This window comes from Tenacibaculum aquaeponti (genome assembly GCF_057221555.1).
The window spans coordinates 2285892-2311548 of record NZ_CM170147.1; the positions used below are offsets into that span (position 1 = coordinate 2285892).

The 25657-nt window shown below is 29.6% G+C and carries 25 protein-coding genes; 12 read left to right on the top strand and 13 right to left on the bottom strand.

Annotation, left to right across the window (positions count from 1 at the left end):
- The 4 genes from gldH to gdhA form a co-directional block, all read right to left on the bottom strand.
- Positions 1 to 501: a gliding motility lipoprotein GldH gene (gldH, locus tag AC2TEO_RS10255; RefSeq protein WP_442264728.1), complete on the bottom strand. Its 501-nt coding sequence runs from the start codon at positions 499 to 501 to the stop codon at positions 1 to 3.
- Entirely contained in the window at positions 479 to 1924 is a 1446-nt protein-coding gene (locus tag AC2TEO_RS10260) for a PSP1 domain-containing protein (RefSeq protein ID WP_442264729.1), read from the bottom strand. The genes gldH and AC2TEO_RS10260 overlap by 23 nt, the downstream gene beginning before the upstream one ends.
- Before the next feature lie 172 nt (positions 1925 to 2096).
- Positions 2097 to 2939 carry an alpha/beta hydrolase family protein gene (locus tag AC2TEO_RS10265; RefSeq protein WP_442264730.1) on the bottom strand — a complete coding sequence of 281 codons (843 nt, stop codon included), beginning with the start codon at positions 2937 to 2939 and terminating at the stop codon, positions 2097 to 2099.
- 87 nt (positions 2940 to 3026) lie between these two features.
- Positions 3027 to 4370, bottom strand: coding sequence for an NADP-specific glutamate dehydrogenase (gene gdhA / locus AC2TEO_RS10270; protein ID WP_442264731.1), 1344 nt, complete (start codon positions 4368 to 4370; stop codon positions 3027 to 3029).
- A gap of 180 nt (positions 4371 to 4550) precedes the next feature.
- Here gdhA and pheS point away from each other — a divergent pair, with 180 nt between their 5' ends.
- Complete coding sequence (gene pheS, locus AC2TEO_RS10275) at positions 4551 to 5570, top strand: phenylalanine--tRNA ligase subunit alpha (protein WP_442264732.1); 1020 nt, start codon at positions 4551 to 4553, stop codon at positions 5568 to 5570.
- Between the two features lie 89 nt (positions 5571 to 5659).
- A complete protein-coding gene (locus AC2TEO_RS10280) occupies positions 5660 to 6055 on the top strand; it encodes a hypothetical protein (protein ID WP_442264733.1) in 396 nt (131 codons plus the stop codon).
- A 521-nt stretch (positions 6056 to 6576) separates the two neighbouring features.
- On the opposite strand, the gene AC2TEO_RS10285 is transcribed toward AC2TEO_RS10280, so the two are convergent.
- From AC2TEO_RS10285 to AC2TEO_RS10295, 3 genes are all read right to left on the bottom strand, one after another.
- Positions 6577 to 6939, bottom strand: coding sequence for a cupin domain-containing protein (locus tag AC2TEO_RS10285; protein WP_442264734.1), 363 nt, complete (start codon positions 6937 to 6939; stop codon positions 6577 to 6579).
- Between the two features lie 11 nt (positions 6940 to 6950).
- The gene (locus AC2TEO_RS10290; RefSeq protein WP_442264735.1) at positions 6951 to 7745 is read right to left on the bottom strand and encodes a DUF6503 family protein; all 795 of its coding nucleotides are present in this window, start codon (positions 7743 to 7745) and stop codon (positions 6951 to 6953) included.
- Positions 7746 to 7910: 165 nt separating this feature from the next.
- Positions 7911 to 8786, bottom strand: coding sequence for a DUF8428 domain-containing protein (locus AC2TEO_RS10295; protein WP_442264736.1), 876 nt, complete (start codon positions 8784 to 8786; stop codon positions 7911 to 7913).
- 216 nt (positions 8787 to 9002) lie between these two features.
- Between AC2TEO_RS10295 and AC2TEO_RS10300 the strand changes: the two genes are divergently transcribed.
- The gene (locus AC2TEO_RS10300; RefSeq protein WP_442264737.1) at positions 9003 to 10364 is read left to right on the top strand and encodes an alanine/glycine:cation symporter family protein; all 1362 of its coding nucleotides are present in this window, start codon (positions 9003 to 9005) and stop codon (positions 10362 to 10364) included.
- Between the two features lie 294 nt (positions 10365 to 10658).
- Positions 10659 to 11654 carry a hypothetical protein gene (locus AC2TEO_RS10305; protein WP_442264738.1) on the top strand — a complete coding sequence of 332 codons (996 nt, stop codon included), beginning with the start codon at positions 10659 to 10661 and terminating at the stop codon, positions 11652 to 11654.
- Here AC2TEO_RS10305 and AC2TEO_RS10310 read toward each other — a convergent pair.
- Genes AC2TEO_RS10310 through AC2TEO_RS10320 form a run of 3 tightly spaced genes read right to left on the bottom strand, consistent with a single transcriptional unit; the run spans position 11641 to position 14749 of the window.
- On the bottom strand, positions 11641 to 12360 hold the full coding sequence (locus AC2TEO_RS10310) for a M50 family metallopeptidase (protein ID WP_442264739.1): 720 nt from the start codon (positions 12358 to 12360) through the stop codon (positions 11641 to 11643). The genes AC2TEO_RS10305 and AC2TEO_RS10310 overlap by 14 nt on opposite strands.
- A gap of 9 nt (positions 12361 to 12369) precedes the next feature.
- Entirely contained in the window at positions 12370 to 13011 is a 642-nt protein-coding gene (locus tag AC2TEO_RS10315; RefSeq protein ID WP_442264740.1) for an FMN-binding negative transcriptional regulator, read from the bottom strand.
- Position 13012: 1 nt separating this feature from the next.
- Positions 13013 to 14749: a M28 family peptidase gene (locus tag AC2TEO_RS10320; protein ID WP_442264741.1), complete on the bottom strand. Its 1737-nt coding sequence runs from the start codon at positions 14747 to 14749 to the stop codon at positions 13013 to 13015.
- 67 nt (positions 14750 to 14816) lie between these two features.
- Between AC2TEO_RS10320 and AC2TEO_RS10325 the strand changes: the two genes are divergently transcribed.
- The gene (locus tag AC2TEO_RS10325; protein WP_442264742.1) at positions 14817 to 16229 is read left to right on the top strand and encodes a T9SS type A sorting domain-containing protein; all 1413 of its coding nucleotides are present in this window, start codon (positions 14817 to 14819) and stop codon (positions 16227 to 16229) included.
- 11 nt (positions 16230 to 16240) lie between these two features.
- Here the strand turns inward: AC2TEO_RS10325 and AC2TEO_RS10330 are convergent, their stop codons facing one another.
- Positions 16241 to 16582 carry a HopJ type III effector protein gene (locus AC2TEO_RS10330; protein WP_442264743.1) on the bottom strand — a complete coding sequence of 114 codons (342 nt, stop codon included), beginning with the start codon at positions 16580 to 16582 and terminating at the stop codon, positions 16241 to 16243.
- Between the two features lie 116 nt (positions 16583 to 16698).
- Between AC2TEO_RS10330 and aspS the strand changes: the two genes are divergently transcribed.
- The 4 genes from aspS (at position 16699) to AC2TEO_RS10350 (ending at position 20652) form a co-directional block, all read left to right on the top strand.
- On the top strand, positions 16699 to 18462 hold the full coding sequence (gene aspS / locus AC2TEO_RS10335; RefSeq protein ID WP_442264744.1) for an aspartate--tRNA ligase: 1764 nt from the start codon (positions 16699 to 16701) through the stop codon (positions 18460 to 18462).
- 124 nt (positions 18463 to 18586) lie between these two features.
- Positions 18587 to 19141 carry a hypothetical protein gene (locus AC2TEO_RS10340; protein ID WP_442264745.1) on the top strand — a complete coding sequence of 185 codons (555 nt, stop codon included), beginning with the start codon at positions 18587 to 18589 and terminating at the stop codon, positions 19139 to 19141.
- Positions 19142 to 19193: 52 nt separating this feature from the next.
- A complete protein-coding gene (locus AC2TEO_RS10345) occupies positions 19194 to 19979 on the top strand; it encodes a tetratricopeptide repeat protein (protein ID WP_442264746.1) in 786 nt (261 codons plus the stop codon).
- Entirely contained in the window at positions 19951 to 20652 is a 702-nt protein-coding gene (locus AC2TEO_RS10350) for a DUF6503 family protein (protein ID WP_442264747.1), read from the top strand. The genes AC2TEO_RS10345 and AC2TEO_RS10350 overlap by 29 nt, the downstream gene beginning before the upstream one ends.
- Before the next feature lie 87 nt (positions 20653 to 20739).
- On the opposite strand, the gene AC2TEO_RS10355 is transcribed toward AC2TEO_RS10350, so the two are convergent.
- Positions 20740 to 21363 (bottom strand): energy transducer TonB, encoded by a 624-nt coding sequence (locus AC2TEO_RS10355; protein ID WP_442264748.1) that lies wholly within the window; start codon positions 21361 to 21363, stop codon positions 20740 to 20742.
- Between the two features lie 296 nt (positions 21364 to 21659).
- Between AC2TEO_RS10355 and AC2TEO_RS10360 the strand changes: the two genes are divergently transcribed.
- Genes AC2TEO_RS10360 through AC2TEO_RS10370 form a run of 3 tightly spaced genes read left to right on the top strand, consistent with a single transcriptional unit; the run spans position 21660 to position 24573 of the window.
- Positions 21660 to 22769, top strand: a complete 1110-nt coding sequence (locus AC2TEO_RS10360; protein WP_442264749.1) for an alpha/beta hydrolase family protein — start codon at positions 21660 to 21662, stop codon at positions 22767 to 22769.
- Positions 22770 to 22804: 35 nt separating this feature from the next.
- A complete protein-coding gene (locus tag AC2TEO_RS10365) occupies positions 22805 to 23854 on the top strand; it encodes a sensor histidine kinase (RefSeq protein WP_442264750.1) in 1050 nt (349 codons plus the stop codon).
- Positions 23851 to 24573 (top strand): LytR/AlgR family response regulator transcription factor, encoded by a 723-nt coding sequence (locus tag AC2TEO_RS10370; RefSeq protein ID WP_442264751.1) that lies wholly within the window; start codon positions 23851 to 23853, stop codon positions 24571 to 24573. Before AC2TEO_RS10365 ends, AC2TEO_RS10370 begins: the two co-directional genes overlap by 4 nt.
- On the opposite strand, the gene glpQ is transcribed toward AC2TEO_RS10370, so the two are convergent.
- Entirely contained in the window at positions 24568 to 25542 is a 975-nt protein-coding gene (glpQ, locus tag AC2TEO_RS10375) for a glycerophosphodiester phosphodiesterase (RefSeq protein ID WP_442264752.1), read from the bottom strand. The two genes, AC2TEO_RS10370 and glpQ, sit on opposite strands and share 6 nt — an antisense overlap.
- Positions 25543 to 25657 lie beyond the last annotated feature (115 nt).

The window sequence follows — 25657 nt, forward strand, 5'->3', positions numbered from 1 at the left end:
TTATTCAATTTCTTCAATTCTAAATCCTACATCAGTAATTCCTTCAAGCTCTTGTACACCTGATACTTCTCCATTTTTTCTCATGGCTTGAAAAACTTGAAATTGATATTCTCCTGCTGTAGGAAACAATATTTGCTCTTTATAAAACAGTTTGTTTTCTTTTATTTCAGAAAAACCAGTTCCTAAAAAATTTCCTTTTTTATCAGTCATATCATACTCTAAAGTATCTGTCAGAAAATGACCATCTGGAAACTTTAACTTTGTAATTAGAAAAAGATTGCTAAACTCGTAATCGTTATTATTTCTAATATTGATAAATAAATTCTTATTTACTAAAGTATCTTTTACTGTAAATTGAAAAGATACTGGTGTGTTAATTTCCCATTTTCCTTTGTTTACAGTTCTATAATTATCAAAAATCCCTTTGGAATCACAAGAAGCCAAAACCAGTAGTATTAATAGCTTATATACTATACTTTTACTGTTTATTAGTCTTTGCATTTTTGTTCCCGTTATTGTTTCTTCTTTTATTATTTCTTCGTTGGTTCGAATTCTGTTTATTATTGTTGTTGTTCTTTGGAGTATTCTGATTATCCGGTTTTCTGTTCGGATTTCTCTTTTTGTTTTGCTGTGTTTTTTGATTCGAATTTTTCTCTTGGTTATTTACCTGTTTTGTATTCTTTGGTCTAGGCTTCTGCTTTTGTCCTTGCTTTGGCGCTTGTTTTTTAGAATTATTATTAGGTGATTTTTGATTTGAGTTAGAATTCGAATTGTTCTTTTGATTCTGATTCCTTCTTCTTCGCTTATTACGGCGTGGTTTTTTAGGAGTATCGAATCGAGTTAAACTATCTTGACCAACAACATTTTCAAAACTAATCTCTACTTCCTCTTCTATCTCAGAAGCATAATCTTCTAGCGGAGAACCTAATTCATTACCTTCATTCAATTCAATGATTTCGGTAACTTGATCTAAAGAAAGTTTGAACCACTTCATCTTTTCTTCTTTATATGTGTACCAAAGCAGCTTTTTAAAGATGTCCATTTTCACAAAAATAGCCTCTCCTTTCTCTGTTTTTAAAACTACATCTTGTTTAGGAAAAGATTCTAATGCATCTAAATAAGAGTCTAACTCAAAGTTTAAACAACATTTTAATTTCCCACATTGACCAGCTAGTTTTAAAGGATTTAAAGATAATTGTTGATATCTTGCAGCAGCGGTATTTACTTTTCTAAAATCTGTTAACCAAGTAGAACAACATAATTCTCTACCACAAGAACCGACTCCGCCTAAACGTGCTGCTTCCTGACGCATTCCTACTTGCTTCATTTCAACTCGAATAGAAAATGCTCCGGCTAAATCTCGTATTAACTGACGAAAATCTACACGATCATCTGCAGTATAATAAAAAGTAGCTTTATTTCCATCTCCTTGAAATTCAACATCAGATAGTTTCATTTTTAAGCCAAGCTTACTAATTATCTCTCTACCTTTTCGTTGTGTTTCTAATTCTCTACCTCTTGCTTCTTGCCAAACATCTATGTCTTTTTGAGTAGCCTTACGATAGATCTTTTTTACATCTTCACTATCTTGTTCTACCTTACGTTTTTTCATCTGCACTTTTACAAGCTCACCTGCAAGTGAAACGATACCTATATCGTGACCTGGTGAACCTTCTACAGCAACCACATCTCCCATAGAAATTCTCATCTTAGGATTACTCTTGTAAAAATGTTTTCTTCCGTTTTTAAAACGTACTTCGTATATATTAAATGGAGCTTCACCTGTTGGTAAAGTCATGTTTGATAACCAATCAAAAACAGCTAATTTATTTCCACTACCGCATGTTCCCGTACCGCAATTTCCGTTACTCTTACATCCTTTAGGAACGCCATTCTTGTTAGTTGAGCAACTGCTACAACCCATAATTTATGTATTTGTGTAATAACTTTTTAAATCTGATGTAAACATCAGCATCAAGAAGTTAATTATATTTATTTGATTTTCAATTAGATAAAAAAATGTGATTTTTTCCTTATCGATTTGTAAATATAGTCATTCTAAAGGAATGTGAAAATCCGTTTACTCATTGAAACTGCTAGTTTCCTAAAAAGGTTTTACAAATTATGATAGCTTTTTCTAAATTAATAGGTAATGCATCATTATTCCAAGGGTGTTTAGCTCCAAAAACATGATTTGCATTCTCTATTTTATGATACTCACCCAACTCATTCCATTGATATAAATTTTCTGCCTCTGTTATAGCTATTGATGTGTCTGCATCACCATGAATAATACAAAATGGAATTTTTAGATTTTTTACCGCTCGTTTAATAGTTAATCGATTTTCATTAGCGATAAAGTCTTCATAAAACTGATAAAAATGTGGCATTTGTTGACCTGTTCTCCCATTTAAAATATATTTAACACCTTCTCTTTTCCAAGACTCTAACTCACCTGTAGTTGCTGTTCTTTTTTTGAAATCTGAAACTCCAGCTAAAGAAATCACTTTTTTTACTCTATGATCTTCTTCAGCTTTAATACAAACAATTCCGCCTCCTCTACTATGGCCTAAAAGTGAGAAAGAACTTTCATTTATTTCATCTTTAAACTGCTTTTCTTGTAAACACCAATTAATAACATTATCAAGATCATCTAGTTCTTTTGAATAATTGTTATTTCCAAAAGCTTTTAAATCTCCAAATTCTAAGGGGTTTTCTGGAGTAGTTCCATTATGAGAAAAATTAAATTTCACAAAAAAGAAACCAGCTTTCGCAAAAGCTTCTGCCATTAAATCCCAAGCTCCCCAATCTTTAAAACCTTTATAACCATAACAAAAAATTATCACATCTTTTTTTTGATGATTGGATTCATAGAACACATCGAGTAAAATTGGTTTTTCAAATGCGCTTGGTATTTTGATGTTTTTAATTTTTTCCATTGATATTTTTTTCAGAACATCCACAAAATACAAAAGCTCATCTAAAAAGATGAGCTTTTATTATTTATTAGAAAAAAAGGATGATTTTTAAATTACTCCCTGGGCTAACATTGCATCTGCAACTTTAACAAAACCTGCTATGTTTGCTCCTTTAACATAGTCAACATAACCTGTTTCATCAGTACCATATTCAACACAAGCTTTATGAATATTTTCCATAATATCTTTAAGTTTCGCATCAACTTCTTCACGAGTCCAACTTAAACGTAATGAATTCTGACTCATTTCTAAACCAGAAGTTGCTACTCCACCTGCATTAGATGCTTTTCCTGGAGCGAATAATACTTTTTCTTTATGGAATACTGCTATTGCTTCTGGTGTAGAAGGCATATTTGCTCCTTCACTTACACAAACACATCCATTATCAATTAAAATTTGTGCTTCTTCTCCATTTAGCTCATTTTGAGTAGCACATGGTAAAGCGATATCACATTTCACTCCCCAAGGACGCTCTCCTTTAAAAAACTTAGCAGAAGGATATTTATCCACATATTCATGGATTCTACCTCTCTTAACATTCTTTAATTCCATTACAAATGCTAACTTTTCAGCATCTATTCCATCTTCATCATAAATGTATCCAGAAGAATCTGATAATGTAACTACTTTAGCACCTAATTCGGTTGCTTTTTCACAAGCATATTGTGCTACGTTACCAGAACCAGAAATCGTTACTGTTTTTCCTTCAAAAGAATCTCCCTTAGTTTTTAACATACTATCAGCAAAGTATACAGTTCCATATCCTGTTGCTTCTGGCCTAATTAAAGATCCTCCCCAACTAGCTCCTTTACCTGTTAAAACTCCAGTAAATTCGTTTCTTAGTTTTTTATACATACCGAACATGAATCCTATTTCTCTTCCTCCAACTCCAATATCTCCAGCAGGTACATCTGTGTTTGGACCAATATGTCTGAATAACTCACCCATAAAGGCATGACAGAAACGCATGATTTCGTTATCTGATTTTCCTTTTGGATCAAAATCAGAACCTCCTTTTCCACCACCCATTGGTAATGTTGTTAATGAGTTTTTAAATACTTGTTCAAAAGCTAAAAACTTTAAGATACTAGCATTTACAGTAGGGTGGAAACGTAATCCTCCTTTGTAAGGCCCGATAGCTGAGTTCATTTGAATTCTATATCCTCTATTCACCTGAATTTCACCATTATCATCTACCCAGTTTACTCTAAAAGAAATTAATCTCTCAGGCTCAACCATTCTTAATAATATATTTTTTCCATGATAAATATCATGCTTAACAATATATGGTATAACAGTTTCTGCTACTTCTTGTACAGCTTGCAAAAATTCTGGTTCATGACCGTTACGTTGTCTAACCAGATCCATAAAGGCCTTTATTTTAGATTCCATAATTTAACTATTCTAAAAATGTTTTTTTTATAAAAATAATGTACAAATATAATTAATTAACTAATTTGACGATTTAAAAAACACCTTTTTTTGTTGATACGAAAACGTTGTAGTGGTTCCTATAAAATCGCCGTCTATTTCAGTAAAAAATCTTAAATTTGCCAACTAATTTGACGGATTATGTTAGAAAAGATTACAGGGTTAATTGATGAAGTTAAAAATTTTGAAACTTCGTCTGCTGAAGAAATCGAAAATTTCAGAATTAAATATCTTGGTAGTAAGGGTATTTTAAAGGATTTATTTGCTGAATTTAAAAATGTTCCTAATGAACAGAAAAAAGAATTTGGGCAAACAATAAATCTTTTAAAGAAATCTGCTGAGGAAAAAGTAAACACTTTAAAAGAGGCTTTAGAAAGCGCAATTGAAGATAAAGGTGTTTACGGCGACTTAACTAAACCATCTGAACCAATAGAGTTAGGTTCTAGACACCCAATATCTATTGTTAAAAATCGAATTATTGAAGTTTTTAACAGAATTGGTTTTACTGTATCTGAAGGTCCGGAAATAGAAGATGACTGGCATAATTTCACTGCTTTAAATCTTCCTGAATATCATCCAGCTAGAGATATGCAGGACACTTTTTTCATTGACAAAAATCCTGACACACTATTGCGTACTCATACTTCTTCTGTACAAGTTCGTTATATGGAGAAAAATGAACCTCCTATCAGAACTATTTCTCCTGGTAGAGTTTTTAGAAACGAAGATATTTCTGCAAGAGCTCACTGTATTTTTCATCAAGTAGAAGGTTTATATATAGATACCGATGTTTCATTTGCTGATTTAAAACAGACTTTATTGTACTTTACTAAAGAAATGTTTGGTAAATCTAAAATCAGATTACGTCCGTCTTATTTTCCATTTACTGAGCCTAGTGCTGAAGTAGATATTTATTGGGGTCTTGAAACTGAAACTGATTATAGAATAACAAAAGGTACTGGCTGGTTAGAAATAATGGGATGTGGTATGGTTGATCCAAACGTTCTTAAAAACTGCAACATAGATCCTACAAAATACTCTGGTTATGCATTTGGAATGGGAATAGAGCGTATTGCTATGCTTCTTTATCAAATTCCAGATATTAGAATGTTCTACGAAAATGATGTTCGTTTCTTAGAGCAATTTAAATCGGTGATTTAAATTTAGGAACATATTTATAAATAAGAGTTGTGAAATTTCAATGGTTTTTTATTGAGTTTTACAACTTTTTAATTTTGATGAGTTAATACATGAAAAAAGATATCATAATTCCTGAAGTTACAGGAATAGAAATGGCAGTTGTTTTAGAGCACAACGAAACACACAACACAGATGATTGGTATGTATACCTAATTAACAAAAAAGAAGTCGCTTTAGACATGATTATGATTGTTTCTCAGGGCTTCTCTGAAACAAAAACGACTACCGTTTTTAGAAAAAAAATTAATCAGTTACCTGCAAATGCATTTGCTAAAATAGAAATGATTCATCCAGATGTTTTTAGTTTAGCTAATAGATTTCAAGTTTCATTCTTTGAAGGAAATCAAATTCAAGAAAAAACTTTTGTTTTTGAAGCTGATACAATAAAAGAAGGTGCTTTAAGAATGATCTCATCTTTAAATAAGAGAGGAATTATTGTAAAATAAAAAAATCCTTTTGCAATTGGGGATGCAAAAGGATTAATTTAATCAACCAAATAAATTTAAAAAACCTTCATTTATTTTTTATAATGAAAAAAACAAAACTATAAGGAATACTTTCATGTATATCACTTATTTACACTTCAAATATATAAAGCTTTAGACTATAGTTTTATTGATTTTCGATATATATGTTCTTGTCTATAGACAAACTGTTTGATTTCCTCGACAAATGAAATAAAACACTAAAAAACAAAAACTTAAACACAAAAAAACCCTTTTACATTTGGGGCTTGCAAAAGGGATGGTTTTAGGTTTTTAAAGTAAACCTTATAACTTTAAAAAATGAAAAAACTAAACTTAAATTATAGGGATTATTAAATTAAGTTAATTCTTACTACTATTAACACTTCAAAGGTATAAAGCTTTAAAAATTTAGTGTTAAAACATTCGATATTTAGACTTTTAACTTAGATTAAAGGTTCATATTTATCGACGAATTGAACTCTAGTTGAGTTATTAAAAAATTAAATTGATTCATACGTTTCAACTGTAATATCTGCTGTTACATCTCCAGTATGCTTTGTAGATAAAGGCTCAAAAAGCAAAATATGTACCTCTTCTTTTGCAATAGGTTTGTGTAAAACTCCCTTTGGTACTATATAAAACTCTCCTTCGTTTACAATAACTGAACTATCTTCTAAATCAATTTGTAATTGACCCTTAATAACCATGAATAACTCATCTTCTTCTTCATGCTTATGAAAAACAAATTCACCTTTTATTTTTGCTAATAATACTTGTTGACCATTAAGTTCAGCTATCTTTTTAGGAGACCATTGATCTGAAAATAGATTGAATTTATCTTTAATGTTAATTACTTTGGACATAATTGATTTTTTTAATTTGCTTTTAAATTCACTACGTTTTCAGTTACAATCTTTGATAATTCCTTTAGCTTATTCTCTTCATATAACTTAGGTAGATCTGACAAAGGTGTTCCAACTTCAGCTTTATAGTTAATATAATCTTGAAAAATAATTCCATCGACATTTCTTTTATTATAACTACTTCTAAATCGAACGCCTCCTTTGTTTACTTTATAACTATAAGCCAAATAATCTATAGTATTCGTTTTAGCATTTATCCAGTAATAAAACTGATCTTCAAAATCTTTCCCTCCTCCCTCTTGATTAAAAGTGATTTGTACTACTTTATACAATTCATTCTTAATTGTAATTTCACCTTTATATTCTTTATTAACAGCAGCATCATTTAACTTATAAGGAAGTGTTGCAAAATAAATTACAGAATTTAATGATTCAGAGTACCTTAACTTATCTCTTTCATTGAGTGCTGTAGATTCTCCATTTATTGTTCTTGAAATCTTTCCGTTGTTTAAAACATCTTCAATAACTTTATTTTCTGTTTTTCTTTTTACTGTATATATGTAAGAATTCCCAGAGTTTTTAAATGAATATTCATTCTTTCTAAAAATAAAACTATAGTAAGCGCTTGTATATAACTCTCCTCCATGAGCTTTAATTACCTGATTAATAATTTTATCTCCTTCAGACAAAGTAACCTTAACCTCTTTTTCGATTTTTTCTTCTTTCTTTTCTTCTGTTTTTAGCTGACATGAAATTGCAAATAATGATGTCATCAAAATTATACTTCCAAAAAAAGTTTTTCTCATTGTTTAGTTTGTTTTATTAGTACTAAGTCTGTTTTTCTGAGGCAACTTACAACTTATCTTTAAGTTTTTGTACTGTTTAAATGTTAAAGACAACTTATTAACTTTATTGCATGAAAAAACCACTTAAAAAAATTAAGTGGTTTAATACATATTTATATTTCAGTTTTAACGTAAACTGATACTAGACTTTCCTACTTTTCTTTTACCTATGTATACGTTTATTAAATACTTTCCTTTATACATATATGCTCTATCTACAGAAATTAAAGATACTATACTAACTTTTTCTCTGTCATAATCTATATTAATTAAATCGTTATAAGATATTTCATTTTTAGAACCACTTCTTTCTGAAGGTACAGTATTATTATGATCATCTAAGATTTGAATATACACTTCTCTATTCCCTATACTGGCTAAATCGTTTGGTAGTATATCAAACTTAACTTTAAAAGCATCTATTTTTTTAGATTTTGAAGTTGTTGTATACTTACCATTGCTTCTTTCTTTTAGAGCTTCAACCTTAACGGAACTAATTTCTAAAGCACCAGCAATCCCTATTTTTTCTTTAAGGGTTTTCTCTTCAGATATTAATTTTTTATTTGTAGCTAATAATGATTTGTACGACTCTTCGCCTTGCCTTAATTTATTTTTAGTGAATTGGTTTTCATTTCGAAGTTTTTTATTCTGTTCACGTAATGATTCTACTTTAAGAAATAATTTCCTATTCTCTCTTTCTAATTTTGTAACTTTTAAAGAATATTTAAAAAGTAAATCGTAATTAACTTTTTTCATTTGCTCTACAGAATCTTTTAATGCTATGATTTTATTCATACCATTAACTACTCTTTTAGTTAACCACTTTTTTTTAGTAGTCATTTCTTTATAATCTACTACAATTTTATCGAGTTCTTTTTGAAGTAGCTTCTTTTCTTTAAAAAATTCATCTTCTAATTCACTTTTATTATTGTGACTTTTAAATGAAAAAATAATTAACGAAACTAATAAGATAATTGGTGAATACTTAAAGATTTTCTTCACCGAAGTGTTGTTTAAAACTTTCATTGCTTGGGGGATAAAAATTTAACATTCTTAATATAAACGACTTAAGTTGAAGTTTTAGTACATGTTAAAATTTAATTTTTAAAACCTCCCACTATAAAGCCTTACACTTTGTAAGATGACTTACAATTATTTACATATCGTAATATACAAAAAAATCTCTAATAATTATTACTTTCGTTAAAAACAACTTTTATGAATATGCAAGATCTAGTTGCTGAATTTTCTTCTTGGGTATGGGGTATTCCTTTATTAATACTACTTATCGGTGGTGGTTTAGCTTTATTTATTTACTCTGGTTTAGTCCCGTTTCGCTATTTAGGTCATGCTGTAAATATATTACGAGGGAAATATGATAAAGATAATTCTCCTGGAGATCTTTCTCATTATGAAGCATTATCTTCTGCTATTGCCGCTACTGTAGGTATGGGAAATATTAGTGGAGTTGCTATTGCCATAGCTACTGGTGGTCCGGGTGCTATTTTTTGGATGTGGGTTAGTGCTTTTGTTGGTATGGCAACAAAATTTTTTACTTGTAGTTTATCGATAATGTACCGAGGAAAAGACGAAAATGGAAATGTAAAAGGCGGACCAATGTATGTTATTACAGAAGGCTTAGGAAAAAAATGGAAGCCTTTAGCACTATTTTTTGCTTCAGCTGGATTAATTGGAACACTACCAGCATTTCAAGCCAACCAGTTAACACAAACTTTAATTGATGTTTTTGAAGTAAATGATAGTAATATTCAAACATCTAAGTTACTACTTGGTATTACTATTGGAGTTATTACAGCTTTAGTAATTTTTGGAGGAATTAAAAGAATTGGAAAAATTGCTGGTAAGTTGGTTCCTGTAATGGTAGCTATTTATTTAATCACTGTACTTTCTATTTTAATTTTAAAGATTGAAAATATTCCTAACATGTTTTCTTTAATTTTCTCTGATGCTTTTTCTGGAAATGCAGTAATGGGAGGCGCAATAGGTTCTTTAATTATTACTGGAGTTAAAAGAGCTGCTTTTTCTAACGAAGCTGGCTTAGGAACTGCACCAATGATGCATGGAACAGCAAAAACAAACGAACCAATTCGCGAGGGGCTAGTTGCCATGTTAGGTCCAGCTATTGATACATTATTAGTTTGTACACTTACTGCTTTAGCTATATTAGCTTCAGGTATTTGGAAGGATTTTCAAGGTAACGGAATATCATTAACATTAACTGCTTTTGATTCTGTTTTACCTTACGGAATTGGTAGTGTTATATTAACTATTTGTGTTTTAATTTTTGCTTTTTCAACCTTATTTACATATTCTTTCTATGGATATTCTTGTTTGTGTTTTTTAACTAATACAAAAATTGGAAAATATTATAATTACATTTACATAGCAGCCATAGTAATTGCTGCAAACGTTAAATTAGATTTTGTCATTAACTTAATAGATAGCGGATATGCTTTAATGGCAATACCTACTGTAATATCTACACTTATTTTAGCCCCAAAAGTAAAAGAAGCTGCAAAAGAATATTTTCATAAATTGAAAACAAAATCCTTTGAATAAGATTTATTTTTCAATATATTTAGATTCAACAAGCATACTATATAAGTATATTTTTTTTATAAAAAAGAAGTCTTCTTTTAGAAAGAAGACCTCTGTATAGCTTCTTAAGGGCACCTCAATTCCCCCTTGATTCTTTTTGGCACAAACCTTAAAGAAGCCTTTAAAAATTCGTTTCGCTTAACCCTTCAGAAAAAGCGTAACTACAAGGCAAAGAGACTGTTTTTTTTAATATCTCAAATATTAAAAAGTACATTTCTTTAATTTTTATTTTGCATTTTTTACAAAACAGAATCAATGAAAAAAGAAGTTGCGAGTTTTTTTTCTCTTATCAAACAAAAAATCCCTGAGAATATTTCATTAATAGATGAAATAGCAAGTGTTTTGGACATTAATTATGATGCTGCTTACAGAAGAGTTAACAATAAAACTGAGCTCTCATTTAAAGAAGCTTTAATTTTAGCTCAGCATTACAAAATATCATTAAATAGTATTTACAATATAGCTGATGAGAAATCAATTTTAGTTCAAAAAAATAGTAATCTTCAATCTAATAAAGGGTTAGAATCTTTTTATATAGCAGCAAATAAAGCAATTCAATCATTTTCAAAGTTTAAAAACCCAGAAATTTTATATGCTGCTAAAGATATTCCTCTGTATTACTTACCTAAAAACAGTTTACTTAAGAAGTTTCGAATATACTCTACACTCACTTTACCTATTCTTAAAAATGAAAGAAAAGAACTCTCTTTAAGTGAATTTAGTTTTTCGCCTAATTTAATATATGAGTCAATATGTTTTAAAAATGCGTTTAGAAAAATAAAATGCTCTGAGATATGGAACGATGCAACAATTGATAGTGCATTAAATCAAATTTATTATTGTTATAAAATTAATTTAATTGATCAAAAAGAAGCCATTCAATTATGCCGTGAATTAAAAGAATTGATAATTAACATAGAGAAACAAGCTTCTGAGGAATCGTGGAATGATGATTTAAGAGTTGAATATAAAATGTATTATAGTAAATTAATTAGTTTAGATAATTCCATTTTATTTAAGTCAAAAAACTTTAAAAGTTTACTAGTTCCTTATATTCCAATTTCTTATTTAAGAATAGACGATGTGTATACTTGTGAAGAAGTAAGTGAATTTTTTAATGCAAAGATTCAATCATCTAAAAAAATATCTGGAGATGCGGAAGTTAATAGGAGAATCTTTTTTACATCAATGTATGAAAAAATAGATCAGCTTTATAGTCAAATAAGCATGAAAAAGATCATTTTATTGTAACTCTATATTTTTTCAAATAAAATTTCACGCTCTTGTAAAGCATGATTCCACTGAGTATAAAAATAAGCGCTCCCCACATCCAGTATGTTCCAAATGTGTTGGCTGCAATATTTTGTGTATCGGAAGCCATGGTTTGTCCGTGACGTTCAAATTGCTTTGTAAATAAATAATTGAATTGAAGATAAGTGCTTAATACACATTGCAACCCTAAAAACAAAACAGTTATTGTTTCAATCTTTTTGTTTTTTAAAAACATAATAACAATTAACGCTACAGCAATAGCACCTAAAACAACAATTCCCCAATAAGAACGAATCCAAATTATTAAAGATAGAATCATGACTCCTGTCAGAATTCGTAACATAATTGCAGCGTGCTTTTGTGATCTTGCAGACATAATTAGAATACTTCCAGAAATAGCCGGACCTAACAATCCGCCTGCTGCAGTAAGTGCACTACAAAGATAAATGGGTAAAAATCGATTTGTTACGGAAGAGTAAGCTACACCTCCGCCATTTTGATAAATCTCTAAATAATGAAATTTTCCGCCAGTTAAAAGAGCTGTTAATCCATGTCCCATTTCATGAAACCATGTTCCTAAAAGCCTAAAAGGATATTGTATTTGAACAAAATAAGGAAGCTGTAGTAATAAAAATATTACTACAGCTATAATTAAAATGGTATAATCTAATTTTCTTGAAATCACTTTTTGTTTTTATAATTGTTCGGAAAATAATTCTGAAACTCTCTTTTTCATTTCAGAAGCTAAAAAAGAATTTGTCCCTCCGCGTTTTTCAAGTTCAACAATCACATTTAAATAACTCTCTTTATCTAAACCCTGACTCAATTTAAACACCGTGTCCAAACGATCAATTTTAATTTCAAAGCCAGTAATGTGCGGCATCCATTTATTGATATAACTCTCTGGTAAATTATTGTACACAGTTGGTGAATTCTCATTTCCTTTTTCGTGAAGTAATGTAAATGACTTCATTAATGAAACCAACTTTTCCCCTTCAAAAAAAGACATTTTTCCTTCAGCATGAACACTCATATAATTCCAAGTTGAACCTTTATTCGAATTCACACACCAAGAAGCGCTAATGTATCCATTAGGTCCAGTAAAAACCGATAATACATTAGAGTTTTTCTGAAACGCTTTACAATGATCTGTTTCTTTCATCATGTGTCCTATGATATACAATTCGTCATTACGTTTCTCAACAATCACAGGAATTTGAGTAGCCACAGGTTTCCCTTCTTCGTTTACACCTGTAATTTGAACAAATGGATATTCATTAATGAAATCTAAAATTTCTTGTTCGTTTTTGGCTTTATAACTTGGTATATTGTACATCCTATTTTTTACTTAACTCTTCAACTATTTGTTTTGAAGTTGTATTAATTTTCTCTTGTGTTTTGCTGATTTCTTTCTTTAAAGTTAAAGAATCCTTAACCATATCTAGTGTCTTTTCAGCAGATTTCACGTACCAATCATTCCAAGCGTTAATAATTCTTACTTGAGTAGTTAAAGAATCACCTTTTGAAAGCGCAATTTTACTTTGTTCTTTTTCCTCTTGTAATCTTGCTAAAGCAGCTACTTCTATTTCTTTCAAAATTGTTGTCGCTGTGGTTTTATCTGAATTTAATAACGTATAAGCTGCTACTAAAGAACCAACACCTACATTTTTTAAAGTTTCCTGCGATACTTTATCCAAACGATCATTATCTGTATGATAAAACTGATCTGTAAAATGCCAAAATAACACACTTGGAATATTACCTTTTAAAAATGGAACATGATCACTTCCGCCTTCAAATGGATTTGTATTTACTTCCCAATTCGCAATTTTTCCTTGAGCTTTAAATTTATTAATTAAAAAGTCATTTAAGTAATGAGGTTTCATTTGAGACAACTTCATTTCTGCAGCTCCCCATTCTGTATGTTTGTCTTTTCCTCTAGTCCAAATCGCACTTGGATCAGGCATTTTTTCAATTAAAAAAGTACCACCAGTTTTCTTTGTATCTTCTCCAACCATATCTAACGAGATTCCCCATTTAATATCTTTAGCTCTAATACTATCTTCTTCTACATATCTTCTTGTAGAAACAATTTCATCTCCCCAAAGAAAGGTTAATGTTCTTTTATTTGTAAACCTATTATTTTTTATAAATTTCGCTGTTAAAGTTGCCATTTCTAAAGCAACACCAACTCCTGTTGCATTATCGTTTGCTCCAGGTTCTTGAACATGTGCACTGAAAACTAATCTTTCTTTTGGATAAGTAGTTCCTTTAATATCTGCTACAATAGTTAATTCTTCAGATTCATAAACCTTTGTATTTACAACTGCTGTAAGTTTTACTTTTCCTTTACTTAACTCTTTTTTTAAAGCTTCTTTTGCTTTATACGACAAAGCTATTCCCCAAGATTTAACCTCTTCATTTAAAGGAATTGTTCTAAATTGAATAGAAGTTGTATTTTTCTCAGGCTGTAAATAACTCGGATTGTTGTAAGTTACTAAACCAACTGCTCCACCTTCCACTATAGCTTTTTTAAATATTCTGTACGGATGAACCTCAGCAAAAACAATCTTTCCTTTTACATCTATTTTCTCTAAACTTTTAGTGTCTTTAACATAAATTACTTCTGCAGTAATTCCTTCTTTTGGTGTACTGTAAGAATTTAAAGCAATCATGTTTCTATTCGTATCGTGCTGTAATAAAAAGCTCTCTTTACCAGCAATTCTTAATGAAGCATCTACAGACTCCCAGGTTGGCCTTTGTAATGGTCTTTTTTCTATACGATAGGTTAGTAAATCTCCTTCTTTAGCATTTTCTTCTTTTACAAATCCAGATTTTTCTAATTCTTCTGCTACTTTGTATATCGATTTATTAAAACCAGTATTTCCTACAACTCTCCAATATTTTTCTACAAAAGCTGTAGTATTATAAGCTAAATCTCCTGTAAATTTTTGATTTAAAATCTCTGAATAATTAGTTGGTTTTAAAGTATTATTTTTTTGATCATCAGTTGTTTTCTTACATGAAACAATAGAAATAACAAACAATAAAGTAAGAAGTGTATTTTTATACATACTACAATTTTTAATGAGCTAAAAATACACTTTTATTTTTCCTATCTTTGTAATAAAAATAAAGCTTATGAATTTCTTTTTGAAAAGTAGACAGATCATAATTATAGTGATGTGTTTTTTATCGGTAAATCATCTATTTTCTCAAGTAATTATAAAATCACCTCAAACAGAAAATATTGGTGAAGATGGTTTTTCTTCTAAATTTTCAGTTTATGAAGATAAAATGGTTATTTCTGCACTTAGAGCAGAAACCAATTTTGGTAAAACTGGTGCCGTTTATGTATATAAAAAAGACAAAGGAGATTGGAATTTAGAACAAGAAATCTTTCCTTTTGATGGTAAAGAATCTGATTCTTTTGGTTTTGAAGTACAGATATTTAAAAATACTATTATTGTTAGTAGTACCAAAAACAATAAAAAAGGTGCTGTATATGTGTATAGATTTTTAAATTCTAAATGGATTTTAGATGAAAAGATAACTATTCAAACTCCTAATAATTATGACTTTGGCTATAGGCTTTCATTATTAGATGAAAATAACTTTGTAGTTACTACCTTTGAAGACTCTCAAAACGGGAAAAGCACTGCTTACGTTTACGAATACAAAGATAAACAATGGGAAGAAATTCAAGTCATTAATACTTCTTTTAATGCTTTTAATGGCTATAACGTAGCACATAACAATGATAACCTTTTCATATCTGATAGAAGATATCCTAATTCTAATGATTTTAATGGAATTGTTTATGTTTTCAAGAAAGTAAATGGTTTATGGACAGAAATTCAAAAACTAATACCTGATAGCGGAAGGACAATTGGATCTGGCTTTGGTTTTGATTTAGATGCAACCAATGAATATTTAGCTGTATCTTCTATTGAAAGAGGAGCATATATTTATAAAAAAAATATTGCAACAGGCTTTTATGAACTAGAAACTAAAATTGAAAAAAACTCTTCAGATCAGAATGATTATTTTGGTTCTTCTATTTTTATCAAAAACAATTATGTGTTAATAGGTGGTAGTAAAGTACTTCTTTATGAAAAAACAAATGGTTTATGGAAACAAAAAAAAATATTTTCTACTGAAACTACTGGTCTTTCTTATGGTTTTTGGGATGTTGAAATTCACAATGATGAAGTATTTATTTCTGCGCCTGATGATGATTTAGATAATAATTATGAAATGAATAGCGGTCTATATATCTATAATCTTAAATCTGTTCTAAATAATCCTAAAGATAAAAAAGCACAATTAACGATATCTCCTAATCCTTTGACAAATAATAAAACAAGGATAACTTTAAATTCTAACGTAAAAATAATTGAAAAAAGAATTTACGATATAAATGGAAAATTAGTATTCAAAGAAAAAAATGATAATAATATTTTAAAAACACCTTCTTTAGGAAAAGGTGTTTATTCTATTAAAATTCTAGATTTTAATAAAAATTTTTCTGTCAAAAAATTAATCGTGAATTAAGTCTTATTGTTTTATTTTAAAGTCAACGTTTCATTCTCAAAACTCAATCCTTCAAAACCAGTATTCATAAAATTTCTGATGTTTTGATGACCAGTTCCGTTAGGTTCATTAAGAACTTCAGCATAATATTGTCCGAAACAAGCTAAAGTTTCCTCTTGTGTAAGTTCTTGTTGAATTGCAAATGAGAATACTTTGCATGAGCCTTGATTTTGAGAAACTTCATTTTCTAACACTCCGTTTTTAAATGCAGAAGGAGTAAAATTATAGTTGTCTTCTATTACAGCTATTGTTTCTGAAAAATCTATTATTGTAGGTTCGTTTTGTAATTTATGTTTGAATTCTTTTAGTGTCATTTCTCCGAAGTTTTAGAAATACAAAAAAATAGATAATTCAACTTAAAAACTAAACTATAGTAATTTTTTACAAACTAACAATTATAGTTAAATTTGCGCATCTAAAATTATCAAAAATGTATAGATCGCATTCTTGCGGTGAATTAAGAGCATCGCATATTAATACTGAAGTTACCCTTGCTGGATGGGTTCAAAAATCAAGAGATAAAGGTTTTATGATCTGGGTTGATTTACGAGATCGTTATGGAATCACACAGTTGATTTTTGATGAAGAAAGAACTTCAAAAGATCTTATTGAAAAAGCAAAAACCTTAGGTAGAGAGTTCGTTATTCAAGTAAAAGGAACAGTAATCGAAAGAGCTTCTAAAAATCCTAATTTAGAAACTGGAGACATCGAAGTTTTAGTTTCTGATTTAACGATTTTAAACGATGCTAAATTACCTCCATTTACAATTGAAGATGAAACTGATGGTGGAGAAGATATTCGTATGAAATATCGTTATTTAGATATTCGTCGTAATCCTGTTAAAAACAGTTTATTATTCCGTCATAAAGTATCGATGGAAGTACGTAAATATTTATCTGATAAAGGATTTATTGATGTAGAAACTCCATATTTAATTAAATCTACACCAGAAGGAGCGCGTGATTTCTTAGTACCTTCTCGTATGAATGCTGGTCAGTTTTACGCTTTACCACAATCGCCACAAACATTCAAGCAATTGTTAATGGTTGGTGGAATTGATAAATATTTCCAAATTGTAAAGTGTTTTAGAGACGAAGATTTACGTGCCGATCGTCAACCTGAGTTTACACAAATAGACTGCGAAATGTCGTTTGTAGAGCAAGAAGATATTTTAGAGATTTTCGAAGGAATGACACGTCATTTATTAAAAGAAATTAACGGAGTTGAAGTTGATAAATTCCCAAGAATGTCTTTTGATGACGCTATGCGTTTATACGGAAATGATAAACCAGATATTCGTTTCGGAATGCAATTCGGTGAATTAAACGAAGTTGCACAACATAAAGATTTTAAAGTATTTAATAGTGCAGAATTAGTAGTAGGAATTGCTGTTCCTGGTGCTGCTTCTTACACTCGCAAAGAAATTGATAAATTAATCGACTGGGTAAAGCGTCCGCAAGTTGGAGCTTTAGGAATGGTATATGTGAAATGTAACGAAGACGGAAGTTTTAAATCTTCTGTAGATAAGTTCTACGATCAAGAAGATTTAGCAAAATGGGCAGAAGTTACTGGAGCAAAACCAGGAGATTTAATTTGTGTTTTATCTGGAAACACAAATAAAGTACGTGCACAATTAAGTGCATTACGCATGGAATTAGCTGAGCGTTTAGGTTTACGCAAACCAGATGAATTTGCGCCGTTATGGGTTGTTGATTTCCCATTATTAGAGTTAGATGAAGAAACTGGACATTATCATGCAATGCACCACCCATTTACTTCTCCAAAACCAGGTCAGATCGAATTATTAGACACTGAACCAGGAGCTGTAAAAGCAAACGCTTATGATTTAGTTTTAAACGGAAACGAAATTGGAGGTGGATCTATCCGTATTCACGATAAAGAAACACAAGCGATTATGTTTAAGCATTTAGGATTTACTGAAGAAGAAGCGAAAGCTCAGTTCGGTTTCTTAATGGATGCTTTTGAATATGGAGCGCCACCACATGGAGGTTTAGCTTTCGGTTTAGATCGTTTGGTTGCTATTTTAGGCGGACAAGAAACAATTCGTGATTTTATTGCGTTCCCTAAAAACAATTCTGGTAGAGACGTTATGATTGATGCACCTGCAACAATTGATAATGAACAATTACAAGAATTGAGTATTAAATTAGATATTCAACAAGAAGAAGCATAAAATTAAAATCCCGCCTAGTGCGGGATTTTTTATTTTTTTTTTCACTTGTACCTATTTATAAGTTGTTTGTCCATAATCAACAACATTATTATTTGAGTCATTCTATTTTCATTACATTTAGTCAATGAAAAAAAGAAACTTATTAAAAACACTACTATACTTCTCAGTAATAATTGTAATTATAGCCATAATAGGAATAACTTTTATGTATTACTTTTCTTTTGGGAGATTTGAAACTGACGAAGAACAGTTTCCACATTATGTGGGATATATAAATCAAGAAAAAGCTTTATTAAACGATACATACACACTTTGTGGAGATCGAAGTATTTATAAAACACATCACGGTGCTCCTGATGATGCTTTTGAAGGAGGTAAAAAACAGTTTAAAAACTTTATCCTTTCAAATTATAAAAATGACTCTTACACCGATTCTGGATATTTAAACTTTCGATTTTTGATAAACTGCGAAGGAAATGCGGGTTGGTTTGAAATCATTGAAATGAATCTAGATTTAGAGGAATCTCCATTGAATAAAAGTATGGTAAAACAGTTGCTAAAACTAACTTCAGACTCTAAAAATTGGGCCATTTTTTCTTATAAAAATCAGCCAAGAAATTATTACATGTACATATCTTATCGCATTGAAAATGGAGAAATTGTCGAAATATTACCTTAGTTTACTTATTGGCTTTAGTCTTTTCACTTCTTGTAAGGAAAAGGTTAATGAAATGGGAAAAACAGAACAAAGAGTTTTAGCTGAAAAAGTTTTTAAAGAAGGAGCGCACTTATATCAAGGTTCTCCTAAAAGCATGACTAGAATTCAAAAAGCTATTGAAATTGACCCAACATATGCCGAAGCTGTTAGAGAAATGTCTGTAGCATATTTAAAAAGAGGAATCCCACACTTATGGAAAAAACACATGGATAAAGCTGTAGCCTTAAACCCTGAAGTTTGGCAAGGATACAGAGGTTATTGTTATTTATGGTTTTACAGAGATTATAAAAAAGCTATTGCAGATTTTAACGCTAGTAATGCATTAAATCCAAGCTTTACTGATGCGCCTCAAGGCCATAGTGTTCATTATTGGAGAGGAATTGCCTACTTAGGATTAGAGGATTATAAGAACTCTTTAAAATACTTTGATAAATACATAAAAGAAGAAATTGAGAAATTCGGAACAAGCTCTATAGAAGTTACAACTTATTTATACAAAGGAATCGTTTATTATGAAATGAATGATTTTGAAAAAGCTAAAGAAAATTTCGAACTGTTATTGAAAAACTCATACGGTGTTTATGCTGATGGAAAATACTATTTAGCTCTTATCTTAAAGAAAGAAGGAAAAATAGAAGAAGCTAAGAAAATGGCAATTTCAGGGCTAAAAGATTTCAATGATGGTTATGTAAATCAGCGTCCTTATGTTGAAAGTATGAAAGAGTTATATTTAGAAGACTATCAACAATTAATAAATGAAATACAACTCTATGAAAAAAATACTATTCATACTAATTAATTTATTCTTGTTTCAAGGAATGGCTCAAAATATTTCAGGAAAAGAATTATTAGAAAAGACTATCAAATATCACGATCCAAACGGAAATTGGGAAACTTTTAAAGGAACGTTGCATGTTACCATGACAACCCCTAATAATCCGAAAAGAGATAGTAAAATAGAAATTAATCTACCGAATCAGTTTTTTTCTGTAGAAGCAAAACGTGGTGAAAACACAACAAAATACACTCTAGAAAAAGAAAGTTGTAAAATTGCTTTCAATGGTAATGAAAATCCTTCTGAAGAAATTATAAAAGAACACAAACTAAGTTGTGATAGGGCTAATCTGTATAAGAATTATTATACATATTTATATGGTTTACCAATGAAATTAAAAGATAATGGAACTATTATCGATGATAAAGTAGAAAAGAAAACTTTTAAAGGAAAAGAGTATTTGGTTTTAAAAGTCACTTACGATGCTAACGTAGGAAAAGATACTTGGTGTTTTTATTTTAATCCGAAAACCTATGCTATGGAAGTTTATCAATTCTTTAAAGCGACTAAAGATAGTGGCGAATATATTTTACTTTCTGAAGAAGAAACTATCAATGGCATAAAAATGCCTAAAGTAAGAGCTTGGTATTACAATAAAGGCAATGGCTATTTAGGAACAGATACTTTAACAAAGTAAATGAAGAGATTCTAAATGTTTTCTATGCATTTAGAATCTCTTTTTATAGTTCCTTCCATTATTATGATACATAAATCTAAAAACGAACTATATATTTAATTCAAATTTAATCGCCATTAAATGTTTAACATTAACTTTTTCTCCGTCTAATTCCCCTGGAGAAAACTTAGGTAAAGCTTTTAATAATCGCTCAGCTTCTTGTTCTAATAATTTACCTCCAATAGGTCCTAAGGTCACAATGTTTTTCACTTTCCCTTTAGTATCAATAACAAAACTGCTCCAAACAATTCCTTCAACATTTTTAACTTTTAATGATTCTGGATATACTAAATTATCACTAACATAACTCTCTAAAGTCTCTGTAAAGTCTCCTCTGTTTTGATTCGCTAACAACAAAACAGGTTCTAAAGTTGCTTCTCCAAGATAAATCTCTTTTGCTTTTACTTCTTTAACAGGCTCTTTTTTAGTTTTTAAATCTCGTATACTCTTCCTTAAATTAGCGTAATATCTGTTATTTCTAATTCTTAAATATCTATTTCTTTTTGGTGCAGTTTCTTCTTTCTTTACTTCGACATGACATTTACTAATGCTGTTAAGTTCCATTAAAAGATCATCTCCAGAATCAGGGCTAGTACATACTTCATTCTGAGAAGTTGCTATAATACTTGATAAAATACTAAAACTTAAAATCAATATTCTTTTTAAAATCATAATAAAAGGTGTTTAATAGTAGTTAAAATTTTTAATGCTGCTAGTCGTTAATTACTAACAACACCACAAATAACTTCCAATAACTCTTCTTATTAAAAAAAAGATAGGTTAGAGGGAAATTTGAGGGTTAAAAAGGAATAAATCACGTTGAAAATTTCACTCAAACCCTTGTTTATAGCGGTTTACATTTTTATACTATTACATTTACCGTTTGTATTTCTATTTTACCACTTATCATATTTTGGACTTAAAAAGCGTAAAAGATCTTTAGTTTAGCTGAAAAAAATTTACTAATTATGATACGTTTACTTTTATTACTTTTTTTATTCTTTATTTCTAGTTTCCTTTCCATTTTTGGACAATCTAAAAAAAGACCTCAAGACCCTGTGGCTCCATTTTCTTATCAAATAGAGAATGTAACTTTTAAAAGTGGAAAAGCAGATTTTAAATTGGCTGGAACTTTAACTTTACCAAAAGACAAAAGAAATCCACCAGTAGCGATTTTAATTTCTGGATCTGGACCACAAAATAGAAACAGTGAAATAAAACAATTTAATCATCGTCCTTTTTTAGTACTATCGGATTACTTAACTAACAACGGAATTGCTGTATTACGTTTTGATGATCGTGGAATTGCTGAATCTGAAGGAGAGTTTAAAGGAGCAACTAGTCACGATTTTGCTGATGATGTTTTAGGAGCTATTGCTTTCTTAAAAACTAAAGAGAATATTATTGACACAAAGAAGATAGGATTAATTGGTCATAGTGAAGGTTCTTTAATTGCTGCAATTACAGCTTCACAAAGTGAAGATTTAGCTTTTGTAGTTTCTCTTGCTGGACCAGGAGTTGATGGCGCTGAAATTTTGTTAACGCAATCGAGAAAAGCTATGGAACTTCGAAATGTTCCTGTTGAGTTTATTAATACTAATGAAAAACTAGCTTCTACTATGTATAAAATAGTTCAAGAAACATCTGATTCTTTAACTATAGCTACAAATATTCATTCGTTTTTAAATGCACAAAAAAAAGAAAAACCTAACAATCCGTTATTAATGCAACTAACAAAACCTGTTATTGATGGACAAATAAAAACAGTTACTTCAAAATGGATGTTAAATTTTATTAAAACAGACCCTAAAAATTACCTTTCAAAAATCACTTGTCCGTTTTTAGCATTAAACGGTTCAAAAGATGTGCAAGTAATTTCTCAATTAAATTTAAATGGTATTAAATCTGCTCTTCAAAAAGCAAACAATAAAGATGCTGAGTTTGTTGAGTTAGATGGATTTAATCACTTATTTCAAAAAGCAACAACAGGTAGTGTTCAAGAATATGCAACTATAGAAGAAACATTTTCTGAAGATGCAATGGTAGTAATAAAAGACTGGATTTTAAAACGTTTTTAATTATAATAGTACCTTTACTTTAAGAAGTAAAACTTATGCAAAAAAGATCACAACAATTACTTTTCTGGATTCTACAAATTGTTGGTTGGGGAATTCCATCCTTTTTAAATGGTTATGGTAAATATCTAACTAGTTCTGATAGATTGACAAAAAAATACATTCTCATTGAGACTTTGCTGTTCTTTCTTCTCGGAATTTTCTGGAGTACAATATTTAGAAACTATATTAAAAGTTTTTTAGAATCATTAGATACCTTAAAAAAAGAATTCTTAAAAGTTGTTGTGGTTTATTTTACTACATCTTTTAGCTATTCTTTATCTTTATTAGGGTTATCGTATTACACTTACAACCTAACTCATAAAAAAGATTTTGACATAAGCACAAACATGTTAATTTCTACATTTCTCAATATTTTCTTATTCATTCTTTTTTGGGCTTTATTTTATATTAGCATAAAAACAATTATAAATTCTAAAAAACGACGTATTGAATATTTACAATTACAGAGTTCTTTAAAAGACTCTCAACTAAATACTTTAAAAGGTCAGATTAATCCTCATTTTATGTTTAACAGCTTAAATAATATTCGTGGATTAATGTTAGAAGATGTAGAAAAAGCTAGAGATATGATTACTCGTTTATCGGAATTGCTTCGATATTCACTTTCTAAAAGTAGCGATAGTACGATTAAAGTTAAAGATGAATTAGAAATGGTGAATAATTTTATTGAGCTCTCTTATATTCAGTTTGAAGATCGATTGACTTATAAAGAAAATGTAGATCAAAATTTATTAACTCAAGAAATTCCTCCAATGATTATTCAAATGTTAATTGAAAATGCAATTAAACATGGAATTTCTCAACAGAAAAAAGGAGGAATAGTAACACTCGATATTTTTGAAGAAAGTAAAAACCTTTGTATTAAAGTAGCCAATACTGGTCAGATTGAAAAAGGAAAATCGTCTACTAAAATCGGATTGAAAAATATTAGTGATCGTCTTCAAATCTTATACGGAAATAATGCAAGTTTCAATTTAAATGAGACAGAAGATAAAGTAATTGCTCACATAAAACTTCCGTTATGAAAACTACATTAAAAGCTATTATTGTTGAAGATTCTAGATTGGCTAGAAAAGAATTACAACTTTTATTAAAAGAGCATCAACATATCGAAGTAATTGGTGAAGCAGAAAATGTTGATGATGCTTTTGAAATGATAAACACAACTTTTCCTGATATTCTATTTCTAGACATTAATATGCCAGAAAAAGATGGATTTGAATTGTTGGAAATGTTAGATGAAATTCCAAAAGTAATTTTTACCACAGCTTACGATGAATACGCCATAAAATCTTTTGAATACAATGCTTTCGATTATTTATTAAAGCCAATAAATAAAGATCGATTACAAAAGACTATAGATCGAATTGAAGTAGAAGAAAACGTAGAGAAAAACCTTAATAAACAATTCACTTTAACAAGTCAGGTTTTCTTGAAAGATGGTGAAGATTGTTGGATGGTAGCCATACAAGACATAACACTTTTTGAAATTGTTGGAAATTACACTCGCGTATATTTCAAAGACAAAAAACCTTTGATTTACAAATCGTTAAATAAAATAGAAAGTAGATTGCCTACAAACGCTTTTTTTAGAGTAAACAGACAACAGATAGTGAATTTAAATCATATTAAAAATGTAACTCCTTGGTTTAATGGAAAATTAAAATTTACTATGATAAATGCTACCGAAGTAGAAGTTTCTAGAAGACAATCTGTAAAGTTTAAACAAGAATTAGAATTATAATAAAGCTATTACTTTATCAGGAAAATCTGTAAAACAACCATCAATATTAGCTTCAAAAAGCAATGTATTTACATGTTCTTCAAACGAAGAAAAATCCCCCAATTGATCTGCTCTAAACGTATATGCATGAACTTTTAAACCTAATTTATGAGCATCTTCAACTAAAGAAGTGAATTGCCATTTTCCGTCAACTTTTTTATCAATTATTTGCTTATACCAAGGCCCAATTCCGTCTGCATAAGCCGCAAAATGTTGTAGTTTTTCTGTTTCTTCAGGAAATTCTATCAGTTGAATTAAGAATAAATCAGATTTTAAATCTTTACGAACACGTTCTAACTCTTTAGCATCAAAACACTGAAAAACACATTTATCAGCCTTTGTTTTATAACCATAATCTGAAAGAATTTCTAAAGTTATTTTTGCAATATCTTTTCCGTTTTCGTGATGAAATGCTGGATCTTTTATTTCAGGATAAATTCCAATATGATTACCTGTACTTTGATTTAAACCTTGGATTAACTCAATTTCTTGTTGAAATGAATGCAATCTAAAAATTCCTTTTCCTTTAGGAAAACGATTTGGATAGAATTGTTTTCCTGTTTTATGATCGAAACGTTCGCAAACATTCAGTTTTTGAATTTCTTCAAAAGTAAAATCGATTACATAAAATCGTCCATCTTCACGTTTTCTATCAGGAAACACTTCAGCAACATTAGTAACTTCATCTAAATGAATATCGTGAATCACCACAGGAACATCGTCTTTACTTAACACTAAGTCTTGTTCTATATAATCTGGTTGCATTGCGTAAGCCATCGCTTTTGCTTCCATTGTGTGTTCTGGTAAATATCCGGATGCTCCACGATGAGCTACAACAATTTTTTTCTCCATAGTTTTTGAAATTTGTTTTTCACTGGTTTTACATGAAAATAAGGCTAAAAATATTAGCGATAAACTAAGAAATTTCACAGTTTTTATTTTTGTTTAGCATAAATGTAGTTCATATTTTGAATAAAAAAAACCTTTTCTAAAAATTAGAAAAGGCTCAATAAGATTGCTTTGAAGATATAATTAACTATTTCCC

What these genes read in the sequence shown, in the direction of transcription:
- AC2TEO_RS10265 (WP_442264730.1), bottom strand. Translation starts at nt 2,939, where the DNA reads ATGGAAAAAATTAAAAACATCAAAATACCAAGCGCATTTGAAAAACCA.
- AC2TEO_RS10300 (WP_442264737.1), top strand. Translation starts at nt 9,003, where the DNA reads ATGAATATGCAAGATCTAGTTGCTGAATTTTCTTCTTGGGTATGGGGT.
- AC2TEO_RS10260 (WP_442264729.1), bottom strand. Translation starts at nt 1,924, where the DNA reads ATGGGTTGTAGCAGTTGCTCAACTAACAAGAATGGCGTTCCTAAAGGA.
- AC2TEO_RS10285 (WP_442264734.1), bottom strand. Translation starts at nt 6,939, where the DNA reads ATGTCCAAAGTAATTAACATTAAAGATAAATTCAATCTATTTTCAGAT.
- AC2TEO_RS10280 (WP_442264733.1), top strand. Translation starts at nt 5,660, where the DNA reads ATGAAAAAAGATATCATAATTCCTGAAGTTACAGGAATAGAAATGGCA.
- gldH (WP_442264728.1), bottom strand. Translation starts at nt 501, where the DNA reads ATGCAAAGACTAATAAACAGTAAAAGTATAGTATATAAGCTATTAATA.
- AC2TEO_RS10360 (WP_442264749.1), top strand. Translation starts at nt 21,660, where the DNA reads ATGATACGTTTACTTTTATTACTTTTTTTATTCTTTATTTCTAGTTTC.
- AC2TEO_RS10340 (WP_442264745.1), top strand. Translation starts at nt 18,587, where the DNA reads ATGAAAAAAAGAAACTTATTAAAAACACTACTATACTTCTCAGTAATA.
- AC2TEO_RS10355 (WP_442264748.1), bottom strand. Translation starts at nt 21,363, where the DNA reads ATGATTTTAAAAAGAATATTGATTTTAAGTTTTAGTATTTTATCAAGT.
- AC2TEO_RS10315 (WP_442264740.1), bottom strand. Translation starts at nt 13,011, where the DNA reads ATGTACAATATACCAAGTTATAAAGCCAAAAACGAACAAGAAATTTTA.
- gdhA (WP_442264731.1), bottom strand. Translation starts at nt 4,370, where the DNA reads ATGGAATCTAAAATAAAGGCCTTTATGGATCTGGTTAGACAACGTAAC.
- pheS (WP_442264732.1), top strand. Translation starts at nt 4,551, where the DNA reads ATGTTAGAAAAGATTACAGGGTTAATTGATGAAGTTAAAAATTTTGAA.
- aspS (WP_442264744.1), top strand. Translation starts at nt 16,699, where the DNA reads ATGTATAGATCGCATTCTTGCGGTGAATTAAGAGCATCGCATATTAAT.
- AC2TEO_RS10330 (WP_442264743.1), bottom strand. Translation starts at nt 16,582, where the DNA reads ATGACACTAAAAGAATTCAAACATAAATTACAAAACGAACCTACAATA.
- AC2TEO_RS10325 (WP_442264742.1), top strand. Translation starts at nt 14,817, where the DNA reads ATGAATTTCTTTTTGAAAAGTAGACAGATCATAATTATAGTGATGTGT.
- AC2TEO_RS10365 (WP_442264750.1), top strand. Translation starts at nt 22,805, where the DNA reads ATGCAAAAAAGATCACAACAATTACTTTTCTGGATTCTACAAATTGTT.
- AC2TEO_RS10345 (WP_442264746.1), top strand. Translation starts at nt 19,194, where the DNA reads ATGGGAAAAACAGAACAAAGAGTTTTAGCTGAAAAAGTTTTTAAAGAA.
- AC2TEO_RS10290 (WP_442264735.1), bottom strand. Translation starts at nt 7,745, where the DNA reads ATGAGAAAAACTTTTTTTGGAAGTATAATTTTGATGACATCATTATTT.
- AC2TEO_RS10320 (WP_442264741.1), bottom strand. Translation starts at nt 14,749, where the DNA reads ATGTATAAAAATACACTTCTTACTTTATTGTTTGTTATTTCTATTGTT.
- AC2TEO_RS10305 (WP_442264738.1), top strand. Translation starts at nt 10,659, where the DNA reads ATGAAAAAAGAAGTTGCGAGTTTTTTTTCTCTTATCAAACAAAAAATC.
- AC2TEO_RS10370 (WP_442264751.1), top strand. Translation starts at nt 23,851, where the DNA reads ATGAAAACTACATTAAAAGCTATTATTGTTGAAGATTCTAGATTGGCT.
- AC2TEO_RS10350 (WP_442264747.1), top strand. Translation starts at nt 19,951, where the DNA reads ATGAAAAAAATACTATTCATACTAATTAATTTATTCTTGTTTCAAGGA.